Source organism: uncultured Microbulbifer sp., assembly GCF_947504145.1.
GTDB lineage: Bacteria > Pseudomonadota > Gammaproteobacteria > Pseudomonadales > Cellvibrionaceae > Microbulbifer.
This window is the reverse complement of the sequence record NZ_CANNGQ010000003.1, coordinates 668,758-690,670: the sequence shown is the minus strand read 5'-3', so window position 1 is coordinate 690,670 and position 21,913 is coordinate 668,758. Positions and strand designations below refer to the sequence as shown.

Annotated in this window: 18 protein-coding genes; 8 read left to right on the top strand and 10 right to left on the bottom strand. The window is 57.5% G+C overall.

Going from position 1 to position 21,913, the window contains the following annotated elements:
* A partial coding sequence (locus tag Q1A74_RS13400) for a hypothetical protein (protein WP_299596950.1) occupies positions 1-213 on the top strand: 213 nt, incomplete at its 5' end.
* A 220-nt stretch (positions 214-433) separates the two neighbouring features.
* On the opposite strand, the gene Q1A74_RS13395 is transcribed toward Q1A74_RS13400, so the two are convergent.
* From Q1A74_RS13395 to Q1A74_RS13375, 5 genes are all read right to left on the bottom strand, one after another.
* Positions 434-1,150 carry an outer membrane beta-barrel protein gene (locus tag Q1A74_RS13395; RefSeq protein WP_299596947.1) on the bottom strand — a complete coding sequence of 239 codons (717 nt, stop codon included), beginning with the start codon at positions 1,148-1,150 and terminating at the stop codon, positions 434-436.
* A 106-nt stretch (positions 1,151-1,256) separates the two neighbouring features.
* Positions 1,257-1,910, bottom strand: a complete 654-nt coding sequence (locus tag Q1A74_RS13390) for a replication protein P (RefSeq protein WP_299596944.1) — start codon at positions 1,908-1,910, stop codon at positions 1,257-1,259.
* Positions 1,822-3,180 (bottom strand): DnaT-like ssDNA-binding domain-containing protein, encoded by a 1,359-nt coding sequence (locus Q1A74_RS13385; RefSeq protein WP_299596941.1) that lies wholly within the window; start codon positions 3,178-3,180, stop codon positions 1,822-1,824. Before Q1A74_RS13385 ends, Q1A74_RS13390 begins: the two co-directional genes overlap by 89 nt.
* Before the next feature lie 121 nt (positions 3,181-3,301).
* The gene (locus tag Q1A74_RS13380) at positions 3,302-3,961 is read right to left on the bottom strand and encodes a metalloregulator ArsR/SmtB family transcription factor (protein WP_299596938.1); all 660 of its coding nucleotides are present in this window, start codon (positions 3,959-3,961) and stop codon (positions 3,302-3,304) included.
* Between the two features lie 2 nt (positions 3,962-3,963).
* A complete protein-coding gene (locus Q1A74_RS13375) occupies positions 3,964-5,217 on the bottom strand; it encodes an MFS transporter (protein WP_299596935.1) in 1,254 nt (417 codons plus the stop codon).
* Positions 5,218-5,444: 227 nt separating this feature from the next.
* Here Q1A74_RS13375 and Q1A74_RS13370 point away from each other — a divergent pair, with 227 nt between their 5' ends.
* Both Q1A74_RS13370 and Q1A74_RS13365 read left to right on the top strand, forming a co-directional pair.
* The gene (locus Q1A74_RS13370) at positions 5,445-7,712 is read left to right on the top strand and encodes a heavy metal translocating P-type ATPase (protein WP_299596932.1); all 2,268 of its coding nucleotides are present in this window, start codon (positions 5,445-5,447) and stop codon (positions 7,710-7,712) included.
* The gene (locus tag Q1A74_RS13365) at positions 7,712-8,080 is read left to right on the top strand and encodes a cupredoxin domain-containing protein (protein ID WP_299596929.1); all 369 of its coding nucleotides are present in this window, start codon (positions 7,712-7,714) and stop codon (positions 8,078-8,080) included. The genes Q1A74_RS13370 and Q1A74_RS13365 overlap by 1 nt, the downstream gene beginning before the upstream one ends.
* Positions 8,081-8,104: 24 nt before the next feature.
* Here Q1A74_RS13365 and Q1A74_RS13360 read toward each other — a convergent pair whose 3' ends face one another.
* The gene (locus Q1A74_RS13360) at positions 8,105-8,824 is read right to left on the bottom strand and encodes a 4'-phosphopantetheinyl transferase superfamily protein (RefSeq protein ID WP_299596926.1); all 720 of its coding nucleotides are present in this window, start codon (positions 8,822-8,824) and stop codon (positions 8,105-8,107) included.
* Between the two features lie 149 nt (positions 8,825-8,973).
* Here Q1A74_RS13360 and Q1A74_RS13355 point away from each other — a divergent pair, with 149 nt between their 5' ends.
* The 5 genes from Q1A74_RS13355 to radA all read left to right on the top strand — a co-directional run bounded on the left by Q1A74_RS13355 (position 8,974) and on the right by radA (position 16,322).
* Complete coding sequence (locus tag Q1A74_RS13355; protein WP_299596923.1) at positions 8,974-9,333, top strand: hypothetical protein; 360 nt, start codon at positions 8,974-8,976, stop codon at positions 9,331-9,333.
* A gap of 73 nt (positions 9,334-9,406) precedes the next feature.
* Complete coding sequence (locus tag Q1A74_RS13350) at positions 9,407-10,723, top strand: TolC family protein (RefSeq protein ID WP_299596920.1); 1,317 nt, start codon at positions 9,407-9,409, stop codon at positions 10,721-10,723.
* Between the two features lie 14 nt (positions 10,724-10,737).
* Positions 10,738-11,718: an efflux RND transporter periplasmic adaptor subunit gene (locus tag Q1A74_RS13345; protein ID WP_299596918.1), complete on the top strand. Its 981-nt coding sequence runs from the start codon at positions 10,738-10,740 to the stop codon at positions 11,716-11,718.
* Positions 11,719-11,730: 12 nt separating this feature from the next.
* Positions 11,731-14,886, top strand: coding sequence for a CusA/CzcA family heavy metal efflux RND transporter (locus tag Q1A74_RS13340; RefSeq protein ID WP_299596916.1), 3,156 nt, complete (start codon positions 11,731-11,733; stop codon positions 14,884-14,886).
* Between the two features lie 41 nt (positions 14,887-14,927).
* The gene (gene radA / locus Q1A74_RS13335; RefSeq protein ID WP_299596914.1) at positions 14,928-16,322 is read left to right on the top strand and encodes a DNA repair protein RadA; all 1,395 of its coding nucleotides are present in this window, start codon (positions 14,928-14,930) and stop codon (positions 16,320-16,322) included.
* A gap of 29 nt (positions 16,323-16,351) precedes the next feature.
* Here the strand turns inward: radA and Q1A74_RS13330 are convergent, their stop codons facing one another.
* The 4 genes from Q1A74_RS13330 to Q1A74_RS13315 all read right to left on the bottom strand — a co-directional run bounded on the left by Q1A74_RS13330 (position 16,352) and on the right by Q1A74_RS13315 (position 21,876).
* Positions 16,352-16,720 carry a hypothetical protein gene (locus tag Q1A74_RS13330; RefSeq protein WP_299596912.1) on the bottom strand — a complete coding sequence of 123 codons (369 nt, stop codon included), beginning with the start codon at positions 16,718-16,720 and terminating at the stop codon, positions 16,352-16,354.
* Between the two features lie 2 nt (positions 16,721-16,722).
* Positions 16,723-17,700 carry a hypothetical protein gene (locus Q1A74_RS13325; RefSeq protein WP_299596910.1) on the bottom strand — a complete coding sequence of 326 codons (978 nt, stop codon included), beginning with the start codon at positions 17,698-17,700 and terminating at the stop codon, positions 16,723-16,725.
* A 156-nt stretch (positions 17,701-17,856) separates the two neighbouring features.
* A complete protein-coding gene (locus Q1A74_RS13320) occupies positions 17,857-20,118 on the bottom strand; it encodes a TonB-dependent receptor (protein ID WP_299596907.1) in 2,262 nt (753 codons plus the stop codon).
* Positions 20,119-20,430: 312 nt separating this feature from the next.
* Entirely contained in the window at positions 20,431-21,876 is a 1,446-nt protein-coding gene (locus Q1A74_RS13315) for a coniferyl aldehyde dehydrogenase (RefSeq protein ID WP_299596904.1), read from the bottom strand.
* Between the last annotated feature and the right edge of the window lie 37 nt (positions 21,877-21,913).

Below are 21,913 nucleotides of genomic sequence, written 5' to 3'. Positions count from 1 at the left end.
TCAGAAGTGAAACGCAGTATCGCCGATGGTAGTGTGGTGTTTCGCCATGTGAGAGTAGGTCATCGTCAGGCTTCTATTCCAAAAGCCCTGATCGCTAACGCGGTCAGGGCTTTTTTCGTTGTGCGGAAAAAAGAGCATGGGATCCTGTATTTACAGGAAAGTCGAGCGCGACATTGCGGAAGTATGACAAAAACCGGGATGACGGTTTTTTAAACGCTTCCCCAAGCCCAGTAACCACGCCACTCACACCTTCTATCCCACACTTACCCACAGCTCTGTCCAAGGTTTCTGTGTGTAACACGCCTGTGAATAACTAAAAAAACCGTATTTAAATCAATCCACAAGAACTGGGAAGTTCATCAACAGGCAAACAAAAAAATACCCCGGTAATCGGGGTATAGTGAATAGCGTATTGGCCTTTGTGGCGCGCGGGCTAAAAATGCACACTCCATCCGAGTGAAGCGGATTCCACTTCATACTCACCCAGCAGCTCATCACTACCGACCTCGGGAAATAACTCCCACTCTGCGCGCAGCGTCCACCGGTCTCTGAAGCTGTAGCTCACACCGGCACCGTAACCCCAGTGGAAGCCGCTGGTGCTCTCGGTAAAGGTGCTGTCGACCGGGAAGCTCACGGGCTGTAGAGAGCCATCCTCCAGTTGGAATACAGCGATCGCATCACCTCGTTGCCTGGAGCGAAGTTGGCTGAGCCAGAACCCGCCGCCGAGTTTGCCGAATACACTGAAGCCGGACCGGCCTACGGGTAGGTGGCCGATAAAGAAGGCGTTGCCCATTCGGGTGGTGACTTTATCTTTGACGTTCAGGTGGGTGAGCTGTGGATTACTGACGGTGAACTGGCTGGTGGTCGTGGACGCCTGGCGGAGGTCTGCCTCAACCGCAAAGTTCGGGCTCCAGCGCCACCCGGTGTAGAGCTTGGCTCCGGGGCCGCTGTCGGAGCAGGTGGAAAACTCGGCGGACTGGCGATCGCGATTGAGGTTATCCACAAACCCTCTGGCGTCATTGCAGAGAGGTTCTTGTGCGGTGCTCTGTAGGCTGACTCCGCCGTAACGATGGGAATAGAAGTCTGCACTGGCAAGGCCGCTGCCCAGCAGTGAAAGGGGTACCACAAGCAGAAGGGGGAGCCTGACCATGGCGATACCTGCTCTGGAGTCTGAGAAATGACGTTGTGTTTAGTGGCGGCTTCTCGATAAATCCTTGAAAATCGCCATATGGCTGTATTCCAGCCCGTACATCACATCATATTTTGAGTCGCGCGCGCAATTCCGCCAACTTCTTGGCATTTTCGGCTTTTGACAGAGGTTTGGCTGCCTTGTGGTCCAGCTGAACCTGTTTCGGGGCCGCCAGGCTCTCCCCCGCCATCAGGCGCTCGCAGATCTTTTTGTAGTGGCTTGCAAACACAGGATAGGCGGAAGACTCCGGGTTATTAGCCAGGAAGAACCAGTCTGCGGCGCGTCCGGCGTGGTAAACCGCTGGATGGCTCCACTTCTGGTTGGCCTTCGGGCTAGGCGCATTACAGGCTTCCCGATATGCGGCGCGGGGACCCGGCAGACCGTTTTCACCTTCGGCGCACAGCTGCAGCATCCTGTGGATAGTGGGTAAATACTCACACTGCTTGATTGCCCGTTTCGCTCCGGCCACCATCTGTTCCGGTGAAAAACCGGAAAGGGACTCCAGCCACAGGCGTTTGGCGTGGTTCAGAGTCTGCACATCCTGGAAGGCGGAATTGAACTGATTGTGATAGCTCAGCTTTAGTAGGCCGAACACTTCGTTCAGTGCACGTTTGCGCGCTTCCAGCTCCGGGTTACCAGTTTGTGTCTGTGACGATGTCCCAGACTGGTGTGTCCCTGGTGCGCTGGTTACCTGTTTGCCCGGATTCTTTTGGCTTGCCATGGTGCTGTCCTATCGCGAACTTGTTGCGCTCGGCCCACTTGTGCCGCGCATGGCGCACAAAAACCGCATCCCAACTTTTACGAGCGGTATTCTGGCTGCGCCAATAGAGAATGAATTCAGGAACCAATGAGAGAGCAAATTCGCGGTCGATCTCGCATTGACTTAAAAGGTGGCCCAGGCAGTCGCTGGACGGCTGCCAGTTGCGGGAGATGGGCTTGGCAACCGGGTTTCTCTCGATTCCCTGGCAGTAATACGCCCACTCCGTACGCGCGTATTCGATAAACTGCTCTCCCCAGCGCGCGCTGTGACCACCGCGCTCGAGCCATTTATAAATAAACTCAGGCAGTAATTCTGCGGCAAAACTGGGATTGATGGCCAGTCGGCGCAATTGTTCCCAGGTATTTTCACTGGGCTGCCAGTCGCGGGTCATGGCTACAGGCTTGCGTTTTTCGATAAACGGCGTTTCCTGCTTCTCCCAGTCTTCGGTTACCCAGTCATTGAATTCCAGATCCCAGGAAACCGATTGCTTGGCGCTGTTGCGATGATACTCCACGAAGCGTTGCAGGCCGCGGCGTACAAAAGTGCTTGGTACACCCTCGTCGGCGAGCTTGCGCAGAGTGTCTTCGCTGGGTTGCCACTGTTCGGGCAGCGGAAGTTTACGCCCTTGGGTGGCCCGGAAAGATTCCCATTTGGTTTTTACCAGTTTCAGGAACAGAGAGCCGAAAGAGTGCCGGCTTTCTCCCCGGTCGCGCCAGTAGGTAACAAACTCGGGCAATTGTTCACGGACGAAATGTTCCGGTACACCCAATTGCGCGATGCGCGCCATCGTTTCGTTATCCGGCTGCCAACTGGGGGAAATAGTATTGGCGGAGCGGTGCGCTAGCGCCTGCTGCGACTGGAAATCGGCCTGCGGCGATTGGGTGTCGGAGTGCCCCTGTTGCGATTGGCGTCCAACCTGTGCCTGAGTGGCAGGCAGTGCAAATTTGAGCATCGCGCTGCTGCCGTAGGGGGCTGCCCCCAGCAGCAGGGCACCCTGGTTGCGCAGGCTGGTGGACACCCGCTGTATATCCGCAGGCTCCCAGAATGGCAGCAGCTGCTGAAGTTGTTCGCTTTCAGCGGTGTACCAGTCTCGGCCCGGATGTGACTCCAGAGGTAGAAAGGGTATCAGGTCTCCCAGGGCGCCCAGCAATACGGCTTCCTCCAGGCCAAGAGTGGCGGCCAGAGTAGGAGAAATGACGAGGGGGCGTTCCGGGAGCAGGGGGTGTTTCATGGGGCGATGATACCATCGCGGGGCCGGTCACCGGGAGTGGATATGGGGGGCGGATGGAAATGGGGAAAGGCATACTCGCTCGCGAGACGTGACTTTTCGGTCTGCCCCTCGGAGTAGCGGCTTAGCGAGTCGTGGACGAAATCCGGTAGGCGCATCGCCGGGCACCGTCGAGCAGGTATTCACAGCGCTCCACTTGTGCTTGCGGCAAGCATTGGCGAAAAATTTCCAGTTCCGAGCGGCAGAAACCCTGACACTCGCGCGCAGCGGCGCAAATGGGGCAGTGGTTTTCTATCAGTAGCCAGACACCGCGTTTTTCATACACTGCCTGGGCCATATAGCCCTCCCTGTCTCGGAGCTCGGCAAGCGCTCTTACTTGAGCGCCCAGTGTCTGGCAGCTTGCCAGGACGCGCCGGTATTCCTCCAGGGATTTCTTCTCGCGCTGACCGATCAGTTTATCCAGGCCCACCTCACCAAATACTTCCCGCACGCTGTCAATCAGCTTCACGGTGAGATCGTCGTGTCGGTCGGGGAAGCGTTTATGGGCTTTTTCTGTAAGCTCCCAATAGCTCGCCGGGCGCCCCACTTTTTCCGCGCGGTCAAAGCGATTCAGCAGGCCTTCGCTCGCCATCAGGTTCAGGTGCTGGCGGGCGCCCACCGAGGTAATCCCCAGACTTTCTGCGATAAACCGGGCGGACTGAGCTCCGCGGCTTTTCAGCAGATAGAGAATCTGTTCGCGCGAGTCCGTGCTACTTTCGGGCTGTTCTTTTTTTGATTTCGGCATGGTCAATGGGTGTTCGCTTTTGCGGGCCAATCATCGGATGCTTGGTGGAGCATTGCAAACCAGGTTGCGGCTGCGATACACAACAGGCCACCAAGCACCAGTGTCCACTGGCTCCCCAGTAATGCCAGACCACTGCCTGCCAATGCGATGACGGTGCTGGACAGGCAGAAGTTGGCGGTCAGCAGTCCCATCACGCGCCCCTGGCCATAGTGCTCGAAGCGTTCAGCTATAATGGCCGGAAAGACACCGTTGACGCTGGCGATGCCGACACCGATCAGGGCAAACATACCGATGGCGATCTGGCTATTTGTCCACGGCAGAGCAATCAGAAGTGTTCCCAATCCAAGTGCACCTTTCGACACTACTGGGTTCGCGCCAAAACGCCTTTTAAGTGCGGGAATTGCCACGACACTGGTGGCAATCATCACACCGGTGACCACCACTGTATTCCATGCAATCTGATGGGGCTGATAGCCGAATTCTTCCACCAGCCAGAATGGGTAAAACTCGTAAAAGGCGTTAACCCCCAGGCAGAACAACAGGTTGAACATTGCCAGCGCCCGAACCGCGGGCTGTTGCCATAAGGTCATTGAGTTCTGTGCGCGGATCAGGCGTAACAGGTTGCTGCCACCCGGTTGGCGCGGAGTATCTGTGGGCATCATTATCTGTGACACCAGTGCACAGGTGAGTACTGCCACAGTGCCAGCCCAGAACACGACTTCTGGCCCATATTGCGCCAGGTATCCTCCGCTAAGCGGCCCAAGTAGCCAACCCGCATAGGCGCAGGCCATCGCCAGTGACAGTGCGCGTGTTCGATCAATGACCGGGTGCAAATCCGCAGCCATTGCTCGCGCGATCGCTATATTGCCTTCACACAGCCCGGTTACAAACCGCGCCACAGCGAACAGTAGGAAGTTATGCGCGCTGAGCGCCAATGCGGAGAGTGCGTAACCTGCTGCAGCCAGAATAAGGGTGAGCACCAGAGTGCGCCGGCGCCCAAAGTGATCGGACAGTGCGCCCACCACACTGCTTCCCAGCAGTAGTCCCAGTGGAAACAGTGCGAGTATTACGCCCAACAGCAGCTTTCGCGGTAAGCCCATAAAGCGCGTGAGGTCACTGGCTGGCCCGTCGAGAAACAAAGGTGCGAGAACAGGATAGGGAAGGGCAATGCCGGCGGTGCCAATCAAGGTCACCAGCATTACAGAGAAGAGTGTTGTTTTTGCGTTGGCGATGGGCATGAGAAATAAAGTAAGCAAGTTGTTTTTATATTAAGGTAGCATTGCTTGCCTATAAAAAAGTAAATGCTTTTCTATTGGCGCCATAGTGTCGACCAATCCTCCGGCTTGGGCGGGGCTGATTCCGTCCGTTGCTTTTCTGCTTGCCTTGTTGTGGCTGGTGGTTGGTTGTATTTTACCCGGGCCATTTCTTTACCCTGCTGGTTTTTGCAAACACTGCGTTACGAAAGGTGTTGATGGAGCACGATATGAGTGACACCCCCTCAGCCTCGCCACAAACTTTCCGCCTGCGGGGTGTGAGTTGCGCTGGCTGTGTCAGAAAAATTGAAGCCGCGCTGAGCGACGTTGCCGGTGTTGAAGAGGCACGGGTAAATCTGGGCGACAAAACCCTGGTGGTAGACGGGGAGGTCGCGGCAGAAGATTGCGTCGAGGCGGTGGAATCCGCAGGCTACGGTGCAGAGCTGGTACAGGCGAATGCGCGGGAGTTACGTGACCAGCAGCGTGAGGAAGAGCAGGATCACTACCGGCAATTACTCTGGCGCGCAGGAATTGCACTCGGCCTGGGTGTTCCCCTGATGGCGTGGGGACTGATTACCGGGGAGATGGGAGTAAACAGTCCTTTCCAGCAGATGGCATGGGGAGCGGTTGGCCTGCTCACCCTGGCGGTGCTGGTCTTGTGTGGAGGACACTTCTACACCGGTGCCTGGCGGGCGCTTCGTCACCACAGCGCCACCATGGACACTCTGGTCGCACTGGGTACCGGCGCCGCGTGGCTGTTCTCGATGCTGGTGGTAGTACTGCCTCAAGTGCTGCCGGAATCCGCACGTCATGTCTATTTTGAAGCCAGTGCCATGATCATTGGCCTGATCAATCTCGGTCAAGCGATGGAAGTCCGTGCACGCGGCAAAACCAGTGCCGCGGTAGAAAAACTTCTGGAGCTGCAGGACCCCACTGCGCGGGTGCTCCGCGACGGCGAAGAAGTGGATATCCCCATCGAGCAGGTGCAGACAGGGGACCGTTTGCGGGTGCGGCCCGGGGAAAAAATTCCGGTGGACGGCCGCGTGATCGAGGGCGAGAGCCTGGTGGATGAATCCATGCTTACCGGTGAGCCGGTACCGGTGAAGAAAGCCGAGGGTGATGGACTCAGCGCCGGTACCCTGAACAAAAATGGCAGCCTGCTGTTCGAAGCGGAGAAAGTCGGTGCAGATACCCGGCTCTCGCAGATCATCGAGATGGTGAAAAATGCGCAGAGCTCACGGGTGCCCATTGCACGCCTGGCCGACACCATCTCCGCAATTTTTGTACCCACGGTCATGATCATTGCGGTGGTTGCCGCACTCGTCTGGTACAACTGGGGTCCCGATCCCCAAATTGCACACATGCTGGTGGTGCTCACTTCCGTTCTGATTATTGCCTGCCCCTGCGCCCTTGGTCTCGCTACACCCATGTCGGTGATGGTGGGTGTGGGCAAGGGCGCGGAAAACGGTGTGCTGGTGCGCAATGGTAAGGCTCTGCAGCAGGCGACCGATCTCGACACCCTGGTGGTGGACAAAACCGGCACCCTGACCGAGGGCGCGCCAAAGCTGACGGATATCGACAGCACCGGGGATACAGATGAATTGCTGCAGCAACTGGCCAGCCTCGAAAGCCAGTCCGAGCACCCATTGGCGGAAGCGATTGTCGCCGCCGCCAAACAGAAAAATTTATCCCTCAGTGCCGTAAACGGGTTTCAAGCCATCACCGCTCACGGCGTCAGCGGCGAAATCGACGGCAAAAAAATCCTGCTCGGCAATCGCAAATTGATGCAGCGCGAAAGTATCGATACCGGCGACTGGCCAGCGAAGGCCGAAGCCCTGGCGGAGCAGGGGCGCACCGCCATGTATGCCGCGGTGGATGGTGCACTCGCCGGTATTATTGCGGTGGCCGATCCCATCCGCGAAGACGCAAAGGTGGCGGTGAATCGGTTGCAACAACTGGGACTACGTATCGAGATGCTCACCGGCGATAACCGCGCAACGGCAGATGCGGTGGCCAAACAGCTGGGCATCGAACATGTGCACGCGGATCTGTTACCGGAAGATAAGGAAAGGATTGTCGCCGACTTGCAGAAAGGCGGCGCCAAAGTGGGGATGGCCGGGGACGGCATCAACGATGCACCGGCACTGGCCCGTGCGGATGTGGGATTTGCCATCGGTGCGGGCACCGATGTAGCCATCGAATCGGCTGACGTTACCCTGATGCGCTCCTCCCTGCACGGTGTTGCGGACGCGGTGGAGCTATCCCGCGCGACCCTGCGCAATATCAAGCAAAACCTGTTCGGTGCCTTCGTGTACAACACCCTGGGTATCCCCATCGCCGCCGGGGTGCTGTACCCAATCACCGGCATGTTACTGAGCCCGGTGATCGCCGGTGCCGCCATGGCATTTTCTTCGGTCACCGTGGTGAGCAATGCCAACCGCCTGCGTTTTTTCAAGCCTTCCCACGATTCGGGCAACGGGAATGGAGGTGAACAATAATGGAATCCTTATTGATCAACCTGTCGGGATTGGCCGCGATTGCGCTGACGCTGTGGTGGTTCTGGCTGGCGCCGAAGCGCAACACACTGCAAGCGGTGGGCGCGGATGAAAAACTGGAAATTCTAGTCAAGGATGGCGTCTACGAACCGGACCGTATTTGCGTGCCTGCGGGCACGGAAACCGTGTTGCATTTCCGCCGTGAAGACGCCTCACCCTGCGCCGAGTGGGTGTTGTTTCCCGACCTGGAAGTGAGCGCCCAGTTGGCGGTGGATCAGGTCACCGACGTTACCCTTCCCGCGGCAGATGCGGGAGAGTATCCGTTCCACTGCCAGATGCAGATGTATCGCGGTGCGCTAGTCGTGGAGTAATGGTAGGGATGTAGGCCGGGTTCTCTAATCCCCGAATCCGCGATGAATCTGCTCCACATTCAGCTCCCCTAGAGCCGGGTCGCGTCCCGCCAGAGCCAAATGCACGTGGTTGCCGTCGCGCATGGGGTGCATGGAGTAGTTGAACTGCCAGGGAGCGCCGGGCTCTTCGAAGGACGCATCCAGAGCGATGCCATGCCCAAGATGGAACCCGGCCAGATTGATCCGCCCCAGACCTTCAGAAATACCCGTGCCGCGCGCCTTGAAGAAGGCTTCTTTCATGGTCCACAAGCGGTAGAAGTGTACCGGCAGTAGCTCCGGCGGCGCGGTTTCCAGCAGAGTGCGCTCATCCTGGTGAAAGTAGTGGCGGGCAATGCTCAGAAAATTGCGTGGCCTGGTGGGCTGTTCGATATCCACACCGATATCGGACTCGCAGGAAACCCCGAGCGCAATCCACTGGCCGCTGTGGCTGAGGCTGAAGTGCAGTTCCGGCACCTCGGCCAATCGGGGTTTGCCGGAATCGGCAACCTGGAATATCAGTGTTTCCGGCGCCTGCCCGCAGATATTGCCCAGCACCCGGCGCAACAGTGCGCGGCTCAGCAGAAACTGATAACGCGCCTCTTCCCTTTTGTAGCGCTCGCGCCGCAGGCGCTCGTCGCCGCTCAGCAAGGCTTCGAGAGCGCGCGCCTCTTCGCTGCCCGGGGGAATATCATTGGTGTGTAATAGCCAGACTGCCGGTAATGTCATTGCACAAATAATTAGGAAACTGTGACTTTATGCTAATCCCTGTACCGGGGGGCTGCCAGTGCTTTGAGTGTCTGCGCATATTTTGCTAGTTTAACGAACCTGTATCCCGTTCCTGAATTGATGAAGTCGTATTCGACGGTTTTGACGACATGCCGAAACTTTCCGCTAGTGCCCTGTTTGGCTATTTGCTGCTGACGCTGCTGGTATTCCAGCAGGCGACAGCTTGCTATGACGGCCATTCTGAGCTGGCGGAGTCTGTCGTGAGCGCGGCACAGGAGCTGGTGGACTGCAATGACGCCGAGAACACCGCGCCCTGTGAAACCGCTGCGTCGGCGGGCCTGGATCAGGAGTGCAATCACTGCTGCCACTGTCATGCCGGCGCCAGCCTGTGCCTGCCCGCGGGGCATTTTGCACAGTGGTCTATCTCTGGCACCCACTGGCTCTCAGCCACCGATGCGGCCTTCCCCCACGAGATTATCTCCGCCCTCTACCGACCTCCCATTGCCTGAGTGACGTGAAACTTCTGCGGGGCTTACCACAGCCCCGCCCGTTGAATTTCAACCCTCACTCGGGAATCGATGTATGTCTTGTTTTGCGACGCCACTGAACTGGCGTCTGTTTCGCGGCGCGCCTGTGCTGAACGTACTGCTGGGGATCCTGCTTGCCATTCCGGCGCTGCCGATCTTTGCGCAGGCTCAGGATGCGCTGCCCCCACTGACCCTGCAGCAGGCGGTAAGCCGTACGCTGGAGCGCCATCCCGCGCTCGCCGTATTCGAATATCGCCACCAGTCCCTGGATGGCCGAGCGCAAACCGCGAATCTGCGCCCGGCGCTGAATCTGGATGCGGAGCTGGAAAATTTTGCCGGTACCGATGGTACGGAAAATACCGAGTTTACGGTTGGCCTGTCTTCCGTGATTGAACTCGGTGGCAAGCGGGATGCGCGCGGGCAAGTGATCGTCAGCGAGCGGCGCCTGCTGAATATCGATCGCGAGATTCAGGCGCTGGACCTGCTGGGTGAAGTCACCCGGCGCTATGTACAAGTACTCTCGACCACAGAGCAGGTGGCGCTGGCGGGAGATGCCGTGCATCTTGCGGAAGATGCTGTGGCTTCGGTCAGAGCGCGGATTTCCGCAGGTGCCGCCCCTGGGGTGGAACAGCTGCGCGCGGAAGCCGCACTCTCCCGAGCGCAGCTGCAGCACCGTCAGCTACAGAAACAGTTGCAGGCGGAGCGGGTGGCATTGGCGGCGATGTGGGGGGAAACCCGCGCAGATTTTTCGGTTCCCACTGGGCAGCTGTATCGCCTGCAGGCTGTCGATGATTTCTCCACCTACTTCGCCCGAGCGCAGCAGAACCCATTGCTGATGCGGTACGCCTCCGAGGCCCGCGTGCAGGACGCGCAGTTGCGCCTCGCGCGCACCGCCGCCCGCGCCGATCTGGGCTGGGGGCTTGGGGTGCGCCAGAGTAACGAAACCGATAGCACGTCGCTGGTGGCCGGAGTCAGCCTGCCGCTGTTTAGCGGGCGTCGTGCCCAGGGAGAGATCGCCCGCAACCGCGCCGCGCTGGAAGGAATCGCTCTGCGCGAAGAGAGCGCGCGCCTGCAACTTCACACCCAGCTATATCGCGCCTATTCCGATCGCGCTCAGGCCGTGCACGCCGTGCAGCGGCTGCGCGCCGACATTATCCCCACACTTGCTCGCGCCATGTCTGAAACGGAAGCCCTGTATCGTGCGGGCCGTTACAGCTACCAGGAATGGGTCGCGGCGCGCGAAGAATTGCTCGATGCGCGCAGCGCGCTCATCCAGAGCGCCACCCGCGCGCTGCTTGCTGAGGCGGAAATGGAGCAACTGACCGCTGAACCGCTAGCCCCCCACAATACGTTGCAGGCCAGCGAGAAATGATTTCAGGAAACACCATGAAAAATACACGAATCCATTTTCTTTCTGCCCTGTGTCTGCTGTTTAGCAGTGTGCTCTTTACCAGTGTGCTCTTTACCAGTGTGCTCTTTACCAGTGTGCTCTGGGGAAATTCGTCCTGGGCCAGTGAGGGGGATCACCACCATGAAGAGGAGGGGGATCACCACGAGGAAAATATCGTCGAGTTGTCTGACGAGACCCTGGCCCGCTCGGGTATCAAGCTCGCTACCGTACAAGCGCGGGAAATCGAAAGAGTTGTCACCCTGTACGGAAAGCTGCAACCGGAGCCCACCGCCATCAGCCATATCCGTGCACGCTACCCCGGGCTGGTTTCCGATGTGGCGGTCAGTATTGGCGACCGGGTGAAAAAGGGGCAGACCCTGGCATCGATCAATTCCAATGAAAGTTTGCAGGAATACAAGTTGCGTGCGCCCTTCGATGGTGTGGTAACAGAAAAACACGCGGGCTCCGGAGAATTTGTCAGCGACCAGACTCTGTTTACCGTGGCGGACTACCGCCGATTGTGGGCCGACCTGCAGGTGTTTCCCCAGCGGCTGGCGCAAATTCGCAGTGGGCAAAGCGTAGAAATTGTCGCTGGCGAGCAGTCATTTCAGGGCAAGCTGCAGAACCTCGTTCCCGGTGCGGATGGTGCGCCTTTCCAGCGCGCCCGTGTGCCGGTAGACAATCAGAGCGGTTCCTGGTCTTCCGGCATTTTTGTGGAGGGACGGGTGACGGTGGGCACCGATCCTGCCGGTCTCGCCATCGACAACCGCGCGCTGCAAACCCTGGATGGCCAGGCGGTGGTTTTTGTACAGACCAAGCCCAACCACTTTGCACCGCATCCGGTGCGGTTGGGGCGGCGTGGTGTGGCCTTCAGTGAAGTATTGGAAGGCATGGAACAAGGCGAGCGCTATGTGGCGGAAAACAGCTACCTGCTCAAGGCGGAGCTGAAAAAATCCGCTGCCGGACACGCGCACTGAGGTGGTATCAATATGATTGAATCGTTATTGCGCTTTGCCATTGAGCGCCGTGTGTTGGTGCTGTGTGCCAGCCTCATTGTCATTGTATTGGGCCTGTGGAGCTATCAGCGCCTGCCCATCGATGCAGTCCCGGACATCACCAACGTCCAGGTGCAGATCCTTACGGAAACGCCGGGCTATTCCCCGCTGGAAGCGGAGCAGCGGATAACCTTCCCGGTGGAAACCGCGCTGGCGGGCCTGCCCGGGCTCGAGTACACCCGCAGCCTGTCGCGCTATGGTCTGTCCCAGGTGACGGCGGTCTTTCGAGAAGACACCGATATCTTTTTTGCCCGTAACCTGATTGCCAACCAGCTGGCATCCATCCGCAGCGACCTGCCCCCGGGGCTCGAACCCAAACTGGGGCCAATCGCCACCGGGTTGGGGGAGATATTTCTATACACCGTGAGCGCCCGGGAAGATGCGCGGCAGCCCAACGGTGAGCCGTACGACAGTACCGCGCTGCGGGAAATTCAGGACTGGATCATCAAGCCGCAGTTAGCACTGGTATCCGGGGTGACCGAAATCAACGCTATTGGCGGATTCCGCAAACAGTTTCACGTAACCCCGGATCCGCGCAAGCTGCTGAGCTTTGGCGTCACCATGGAGGATGTGATTCGCGCGTTGCGGCGCAACAATCAAAACCGCGGCGCCGGGTTTGTTGAGGTCGGAGGCCATCAGCTACTGGTGCGCTCACCGGGGCAGCTGCAGTCTTTGTCCGATATTGAAAATGTAGTGGTGAAGCGCCCGACGGAAGATACAACCGGAGAGCTGACATCGCCGGTTACGGTTGCTGATATCGGTCGTGTCGCTATCGGTCGCGAGCTGCGCACCGGTGCTGCAACAGAAAATGGCCGCGAAACCGTACTTGGCCTGGCGATGATGTTGATGGGAGAGAATTCGCGTACGGTGGCCGCGGACCTCGGCACGGCGCTGGAAAAAGTGCAGATGTCTCTGCCGGATGGCGTCGTGCTGGAATCGGTATACGACCGCACCCGCCTGGTGGATAAAGCCATCACCACGGTGCAGACGAATCTGCTGGAAGGGGCGCTGCTGGTCATTGCCGTACTGTTCCTGATGCTGGGAAATTTCCGCGCGGCCCTGATCACCGCAGCGGTAATTCCCCTGGCCATGCTGGCAACGCTGACCGGGATGGTGACGGCCGGTGTGTCAGCCAACCTGATGAGCCTCGGTGCACTGGATTTCGGACTGATTGTGGACGGCGCTGTCATCATTGTGGAAAACGCCACGCGACGGCTTGCCCAGGCCAGCCACGGGCGCACGTCCGAGCTTCCGTTAAAGCAACGGCTGGATATTGTGTTTGCGGCAACCAATGAGGTGATACGTCCCAGTATGTTGGGGGTGCTGATTATCACCCTGGTGTACGTACCGTTATTTTCGCTTACCGGCGTGGAAGGAAAAATGTTTCACCCTATGGCGGCAACGGTGGTGATGGCGCTGCTGGCGGCGATGGTGTTCTGCTTTACGCTGGTGCCCGCGGCGGTAGCGGTGTTTCTGCGCGGGAATATTCGTGAACGCGAGAACAAGACGGTGCGCGGCCTGAAAACCCTGTACCGGCCGATTCTTGTGGCCGCGTTGCAGCTGCGCTGGTTGGTGGTGTCGTTCGCGCTCGTACTGGTGCTGTTTTGCGGCTGGCTTGCCACCACACTGGGCTCGGAGTTTGTGCCGCAATTGAACGAGGGAGATATTGCCACCCACGCGCTGCGGATCCCCGGCACCGGCCTGGAACAGGCAGTGAAAATGCAGAAAGAACTGGATGTAGCGCTGGGCAAGGAACCTGAAGTCGCGCGGGTTTTTTCCCGCATTGGCACCGCAGAAGTGGCCACTGACCCCATGCCACCCAATGTGGCGGATACCTTTATCATTTTGAAACCGGAATCCGAATGGCCAGATCCCGATTTGCCCCGTGAAGAATTGATCGAGCGGTTAAAACATGCGATTGAATCGGTGCCGGGCAACAACTACGAGTTCACCCAGCCTATCCAGATGCGCTTCAACGAGCTGATCTCTGGCGTGCGCGCGGATCTCGCGATCAAGCTGTACGGTGATGACCTGGCACAGCTGCGCCGTTCCGCGGCTGAACTGCTCGCGCAGGTTCGAAAGGTAGATGGCGCCGCCGATGCACGCCTTGAACAGGTAGAGGGGCTGCCCGTGCTTTCCATTGTTCCGCGCCGTATGGCGCTCGCACAGTACGGGCTGGATGTGCAGTCGCTGCAGGATTATGCAGCTGCAGCGATCGGTGGTACCAGTGCGGGTTTGATGTACTTCGGCGACCGCCGCTTTGAGCTTATGGTGCGCCTGCCGGAAAACCTGCGACAAAATGTCGATGCATTTTCTTCATTGCCGGTACCCTTGCCCGCGGGCGATTTTGTACCACTGGAAGAAGTGGCTGAACTAAAGTGGACCGACCAGCCGGCACAAATCAGCCGGGAAAATGGCAAGCGCAGGATTGTGGTCAGCGCCAATGTGCGCGGTCGCGACCTGGGCTCATTCGTCCAGGAAGTACGGGAGCGTATCGAGACGGATGTCCGGTTGCCCGCGGGCTACTGGTTGGATTATGGCGGTACCTTCGAGCAGATGCAGTCTGCCAGAGATCGGTTGTCCATCGTGGTGCCCATGACTTTGTTGATGATCCTGCTGTTGTTGATGGTCGCATTCGGCTCTTTGCGGGATGCGCTGATCATCTTTACCGGCGTGCCGCTGGCACTCACCGGCGGCGTGCTGGCTCTGTGGCTGCGGGATATGCCCCTGTCGATTTCCGCGGGTGTCGGTTTTATTGCGCTCTCGGGCGTGGCGGTATTAAACGGATTGGTGATGTTGTCGTTTATTCGTGAGCGCTGGCGGGAAACCGGTGAGCTGTATACATCTGTGGTGGACGGAGCCATGTTGCGCCTGCGCCCGGTGCTGATGACCGCGCTGGTGGCCAGCCTCGGTTTTGTGCCCATGGCGCTCAATACGGGCACCGGCGCGGAGGTGCAGCGGCCACTGGCCACGGTGGTTATTGGGGGCATCGTTTCTTCTACGCTGCTGACACTGATTGTGCTGCCGGTGTTATACCGCTGGGTGCACGGGCGCGTCCGCCAATTTTCCCCGACTGCTCTGGAAGGGTAGAATCCTGAGCAAACCACCTGACCGGGAATAGAGAGAGCACTTTGGCCAAAAAAACAAAAACCGCGTTTGTCTGTAATGACTGCGGAGCCGACTACACCAAATGGGCCGGGCAGTGTAACGCCTGTGGAGCCTGGAACAGTCTGAGCGAAGTGCGCCTGGGACCGGCCCATACCGACAGCCGCGCGGCCAACTTTACCGAGGCGCAGGCGGGTTACGCCGGTGCGGCGGGGCAGGGCAAGGTGCAGAAGCTTTCCGAGATCGATCTCAGCGAGCTTCCGCGCATTCCCACCAATGCCAGTGAGCTGGACCGGGTGCTGGGTGGCGGATTGGTGCCGGGGTCGGTGGTATTGATTGGCGGGCACCCCGGTGCGGGTAAATCTACCGTGCTGTTGCAGACCCTGTGTCATCTCTCGCAAAGTCTGCCTGCCCTGTATGTCACCGGGGAGGAATCTCTGCAACAGGTGGCCATGCGGGCCAAGCGCCTCGGTTTACCGGCGGACCACCTGCAAATGCTGTCGGAAACCAATGTGGAGCAGATCTGCCTGACTGCCGGTGAAGTGAAACCGAAAGTCATGGTGGTGGATTCCATTCAGGTCATGCATATGGCCGAAGTGCAGTCCGCGCCGGGTTCGGTGGCGCAAGTGCGCGAGAGCGCGGCCTACCTTACACGCTTCGCCAAGCAGACCGGCACCGCACTGATTCTGGTGGGTCACGTCACCAAAGACGGCAGCCTCGCCGGCCCCAAAGTCCTGGAGCATATTATCGACTGTTCCATCATGCTTGAAGGCACCCACGATTCCCGCTTCCGCACCCTGCGCGCGCACAAAAACCGTTTTGGTGCGGTAAATGAGCTGGGGGTGTTTGCGATGACCGAGCAGGGTTTGAAAGAAGTTTCCAACCCCTCGGCGATTTTCCTGCAGCGCGCCGATGAAATTGCCGCGGGCTCGGTGGTGACTTCCGTATGGGAGGGAACGCGCCCGCTATTGGTGGAGCTGCAGGCACTGGTGGATGACAGCAGCCTCGGCAACCCGCGCCGGGTTGCGGTGGGCCTGGATCAGAATCGCCTGAATATGCTGCTCGCGGTCCTGCACCGCCACGGCGGTGTACTGGTAGGGGACCAGGATGTGTTTATCAATGTGGTGGGTGGCGTAAAGGTAGTGGAAACCAGTGCCGACCTGACGCTATTGATGGCGGTAGTCTCCAGCTTCCGCAACCGCCCCCTCGATCGCGACCTGATGATCTTCGGCGAAGTAGGACTGGCCGGCGAAATCCGCCCGGTGCCGTCCGGTCAGGAGCGCCTGCGGGAAGCCGCCAAACACGGTTTCCGCAAGGCCATTGTGCCCGCGGCCAACCGGCTAAAAACCGATATTGAGGGGATGCAGGTGATTCCGGTGAAAAGTCTATCCGAAGCTCTAAATGCGTTGGATATGGCTTAGCGGGTACCGCGGCAGGTTTGTAAAGCGAATTAACCTTTTAGCAGATCGTAAGAAAGCATTGCCAGAAGCGAGACTCCCGTACCAAGAAAAAACAGCGTAAAAATCTTGGCCAACAACTTATCAAGTTTGTTTGTATGCTTTTCGATGGCTTCACAATCGGCATTTAAAAATGAAATTGGGCTTTTTTCCATTTTCTTACTCCAAGACTTTGGGATAGCTAATGCTTGTGCAACATTAAGGATGTCCCAGCCGCTGGTAAATTCAATACCGAGCTGATGTTTCGTTTCCGGATTTTTTCTTAGTTTCCGAACAGTTAGCTGCCCGAACATGATAAACAGGATGCAGGTCAAAAACATAAACGCAAAAAACACAGTGAATAGCTTGAACTCAATCGACATGGTTAATTGATCCATTGAGTGATGTTGTCATAAGTTGCCCCTGCATTTTCTTGAGTCTTATTTGTCGCATAAATAGCCGCCCCGGCAGACGAAGCAGCGACAAGCGCTCCTCCTGCAACTAGTACTAGGCCAGCCCACCCAACAGGCGTGAGCGCGAGAGCGAATATGAGAGCCGCCGATCCGACTTTAGCTGTAAGTAAACCCGTTGTTGCTCCGGCCGCAAAAGAGCTGGATTCGATAAAGAGATCACGCTCCCAATTTCCTCCAGCTTGATAGCTATTATGCACTTTGCCCACGCGGGACCCAAAATCGATCACAGCCAGCCCGTTCCCGAGCAGCTTGGTGTGCTGACTCAACTTTACCAGCCTGTGCGCCTCAATCTCACTACTGAGTTGCAATTTCGCCACATTGCGGCTGCTGCGGGCAATATTGATGCCTCGCTCGACACTGGTCAGCGGGGTTCCCCGGCGGGATCGGATATGGCTGTTTACCACATGAAGTTCGGCGCGGAACTGTGTCTGCATTCGGTTGAAGGCATGGTGTGCTCTCTGCTTCAGTTGTGCCTGATTGCTTGCTCTGTTCTGTATGGCATCTCGGTAGTTGAGCAGTGCCACCTGGTACTCTTTTACCGACTTGGCGAAGCCGCTGATGCGCTCGCCGTAAACACTGGTCGAAGCGCCGGTCAGCGCAATATTGTAATCCTTCAATTGCCCCATTATGGCAGCAAGGGCCAGGGTGTTGTCTTCACCGAAGGTTAGCGACAGCTCGGTAACTGGCTGTGAAATATGCTTCGGTGCCAGTAGTGCCTGAATGTGCTTGCCCTGAGCGTCACTATGACCGTTCAAAAGGTAAGGTGTATTGGCTTTGACAAATTGCGGCGCGGGATTGTGGAGTTCGGAATATTGCTGAAGATTGACGCTACAGGCTCGTTGAATGGCGGGTGCGCTTAGTGCCCGGTTACACAGGAGAAGAGTGCTCACTTTCAGTTCCTTTTGAAAAGTGCTTGAACGGAAGCGGAGGATTCTACCGATGGAGCAAGCGGTCTTGAAGTGAAATTCGGGGTATGAACGTACCAGTCAGGTAGGGCTGAAATTAAAATGCCGCTCCGAATGGAGCGGCTTTTTTGGGGGGATGTTTTACATCTTCCAGTTAAATCGTAATCCGGCGGTGCGGGGTTGGCCCCACACGCCGTAACCCCAGTCGGAACCGAGGGTGTTTTGGTAGGTGAAGTACTCTTCGTTGGTGAGATTGCGGGCGAAGGCTTCGATGCTGTAGGCATCCGTCGGCGAGTGCCAGCTGACTTTGGCGTTGGCGAGGCCGTAGGCGGACTGCATTGAGTAGGGATCGTTTTCTACCTGCAGGTAGTGGTCATCCTGCCAGGAATAATCGCCCTGCAGTACCAGATCGCCATTGCTGCCAAGGCTCTGGTAATAGCGGGCAACCAGGTTGTAGGTGAAGCCGGGAGCGGAGGGGAGTTCGTTGCCATCCAGGGTGTAGGCATCGTCGGCGACGAAAAATATCTGCTCAGAATCGAATTCCGTGTTGAGCCAGCCGGCGCCGGCGATGACTTCAAAGTTATCGGTGATGGGTGCAGTCAGTTCTACCTCGGCACCACTGCCGGTAACATCCCCGGCATTGGTGATCACGCTGCCGTCGGCCACCGTGAGAAATACCTGTGCCTGATAGTCTTCCACGGTGTAGTGGAAGGCGGCGGCATTCAGACGATATACCTCGGCGAGAGTGGTTTTCAGGCCGAGTTCGAAGTTCTGAATACTTTCCGAGCCAACCGGCAGAGTTGATTCCGGCAGCGCGTTGTAACTTCCAGAAAATCCGCCACTTTTAAAACCGGTGGAGTAGCTGGCATAAGCCAGTGTACCTTCGCTTGGGCGCCAATCAAGCCCGATGCGACCTGTGGTGGCGCTATCGCTCAGTTCCCCTGTGGTATCAATTTCGTCATAGAAGCTTGGGCCTGCATCTTGGGTGAAATCGCGCTCTTCTTCGGTATAGCGCAGGCCACTGATCAATGTCAGAGATTCACTCAGATCGTATTCGAGTTGGCCAAACAGGGCCCAGGATTCGCTGTCAAGGGTGACGATTTCCTGGTGCCACAGTCCGTCCGCGGTGGTGGGTGCCTGCGTAATTAAACCGCGGTCGTCTTTGTAGTAATAAAACCCGGTTACCCAGTTTGTTTTTTCAGTGTTGCCGTCGAGGCGAATTTCCTGAGTGTACTGTTCGGCATCCACACCGTATTGCTCATCAAAATAAATGACCGCGGTGCCGTCGCCATCGTCTTGCAGGAATTTATCCAGCTCTTCGTAGGCGGTGATAGAGGTAAGCGAGAAGTTCTCGAAGTCCCAGTTGAGGGTGGCGGAGGTACCAAAGGTATCAATTTGAGTGGCGAGCCCATCGGTAGCGCCTGTGGCGACATACTCGGGCCCGTACTTGCCTTCGGTGGCTTCAATACCGGTCATCCCGAACGAGGCGCTGGTGCAGCGTCCGGCCTGTATCGCGCTGATGGCACACTTGTCGGCGCCTTCATTTGCTTCCTGTAGATAGCCCATGTGGGCAAAGCCCACCGATTGTTGATCGGCCTTGCTGCCGTGCACATTCAGCAGCAGCCCCGCATTGTCGGCGAGGTCAATTTCCAGCTGTGTGCGATAGCCAAAGCTGTCGGTGTCGTTGAGCTTTTCCCCGTTCACGGTGTTGGTCTGCCAGCCGTCGTTGTGGGTGCTTTTGATCGCGACGCGGCCGCGCACGGTTTCACTGAGCGGACCGCTGACGGTGCCTTCGAGAATGCGCTCGGAATAGGTGCCGTAACTGGCGCTTGCGGTGGCTTCCAGGGTTTCGGTAGGTTTGCGGGATACATAATGCACCAGGCCGCCGGTGGTGTTGCGGCCGTACAGGGTACCCTGGGGACCACGCAATACTTCCACGCGCTCCAGGTCAAACAATTGAATAGCGGAGCCTGCCGGGTTACCGCGATAAACGTCGTCCACATAGATGGATACTGGAGATTCCCAAGAGTCGGAAAAATTCACCAGGCTGATGCCGCGCAGGCTGACCGAGGGGCTGGACGCTTCGCCGAAGATGGCGAAGAAGTTCATGTTGGGAACCTGCTGGGTGATATCCAGCCCTTCCTCAAAACCCATTTTGTCGATGGCATCGCCGGAGAACGCGCTCACGGCAACGGAGACATCCTGCATGGACTGTTCGCGTTTTTGTGCAGTGACCGTAACTTCTTCGAGAACAGACTGCTGGGCGAAGCCGGTGTTTGTGCCGAGTGCGGTGGAGAGGGCGATGGCGCTGGCCAGTAATGTGCGGTGGGCGCGGCGGGGAAGAACGGGTTGGTTGGTTTGTGCGTCAGAATGGTGATGGGTGCTGCGGTTTGGTGCAGGCATATTTTTCTCCTTGTAATCGCGCGTGTTCCGTATGAATCCGAGCTGGATTGCGCGATTTGATAGCGGGCATCATTGCCCGGGATGCACGGCGATGTTGCATCGTCGCGGTGGTGCTGGAAGTTTTCTTAAATGAAATCCAGAAAAAAGAGCGCCAGACTGGCTAAACTCTGGAAATACCCTACCAAAAATTACGGTTTTATCGCAATTTTGTTTCGGGCTTGAGGGGGCGGGCTTGAGGGGAGAGGTATTGAAACCGTATTGCGAAGGCGAAATTTATTCTCTTCGCAATACGTTGAAAATCAGGTGCCTGCGTTACTTGGTCAAACGCAGCATCAGCTTCATCATTTTATTCGCCAGGTTGCCGTACGGAGGCATCAGCAGCTTCAGCGGATCCAGTGGGCCCTGATAGAACACCGGGCGCAGTTTGGAGAAGGTCAGGAAACCCTCGTAGCCGTGGTAATGGCCCATGCCACTTTCGCCGACACCGCCGAACGGAATATCGTGCTGACCCACGTGCAGTACCGCGTTGTTTACACTTACACCACCAGACATCACATGGTCGATGTAGTAATCCCGCAATTCCTTGTCTTTGGTAAACGGGTAGATCGCCAGAGGGCGGTCGCCGCTGTTGATATAGTCCGCGACTTCTTCACGGCTGTTGTAGGTTTTGATTGGTAGTAGCGGGCCAAAAATTTCCCGCTTCATTACATCCATATCTTCGCTGACATTAATCAGCAAGTGCGCGGGAAATTTTTTCAGTGGGTCTTCGCGGCTTCCCTGGCCATCGGTCAGATCGATGGCGGTGGCGCCTTTGGCGAGGGCGTCGTCCAGAGTCTGCCAGATACGCTGGAAGGAGCCCTCGTCGATGACAGAGGTGTAATCCGCGTGCTGAATTTCGGGGTAGCGCTTCTTGAAAACTTTCTTGGCCTTTTCCACAAAGGCCTCAACCTTTTCTTCCGGCAGCAGCAGGTAATCCACCGTGGTGCAGATTTGCCCGGCGTTGAACAGCTTCCAGAACAGCACGCGCTCGACAGCGGTATCGGTGTCGTAATCCGGGCCGACAATCGCCGGGGATTTACCCCCCAGCTCCAGGGTGACCGGTGTCAGGTTCGCAGCAGCGGCGGCCATAACCTTGCGGCCTGTGGCGCCGGAGCCGGTAAAAATCAGGTGGTCAAACTTAAGAGCGGAGAATTCGATGCCCACACCACCGGTTTCCTCAAGGAATACCAGCTTGTCTTGCGGGAAGTAGTCACCGCTGATGCGCTTGAGCAGTGCAGTGAGGTTGCGGGAGTTTTCCGACATTTTCACCATGGCGCGGTTGCCGGCGGCAAAGATGTTGATCAGTGGGCCGAACGAAAGGTTGATGGGGAAGTTCCACGGCACGATCACGCCCACCACACCCAGCGGTTGAGGAATTACCTTGGTGGATGAAGTGGGGAAGGCGGTGATGTCGATATGCCGCCGCTGGGGCTTCATCCACTTCTTGAGCCGCTTGATGGTGTCCTTGATGCCGTCCAGTGCGGGAAAGATCTCCGCAAACAGGGTTTCGTGGTGGGAGCGGTTGCCGTAGTCGGCGCTCACGGCTTTGACCAAGTCGTCCTGATGCTCGCGAATCATGCGCGCCAAGGTGCGCAGATCGTTGACTCGCTGTTCACGGTCTGGCGATGGGTTGGCCATATAAGCCTGACGCTGCTGCGTCAGCAGGGATTGGAGTTCCTGAGATTGCTGATTTTCTACAGGGGCGGTGGTTTCGGTCATGGTCTTGGCTCGGCTGAAACTCAATTATTGTGATTGC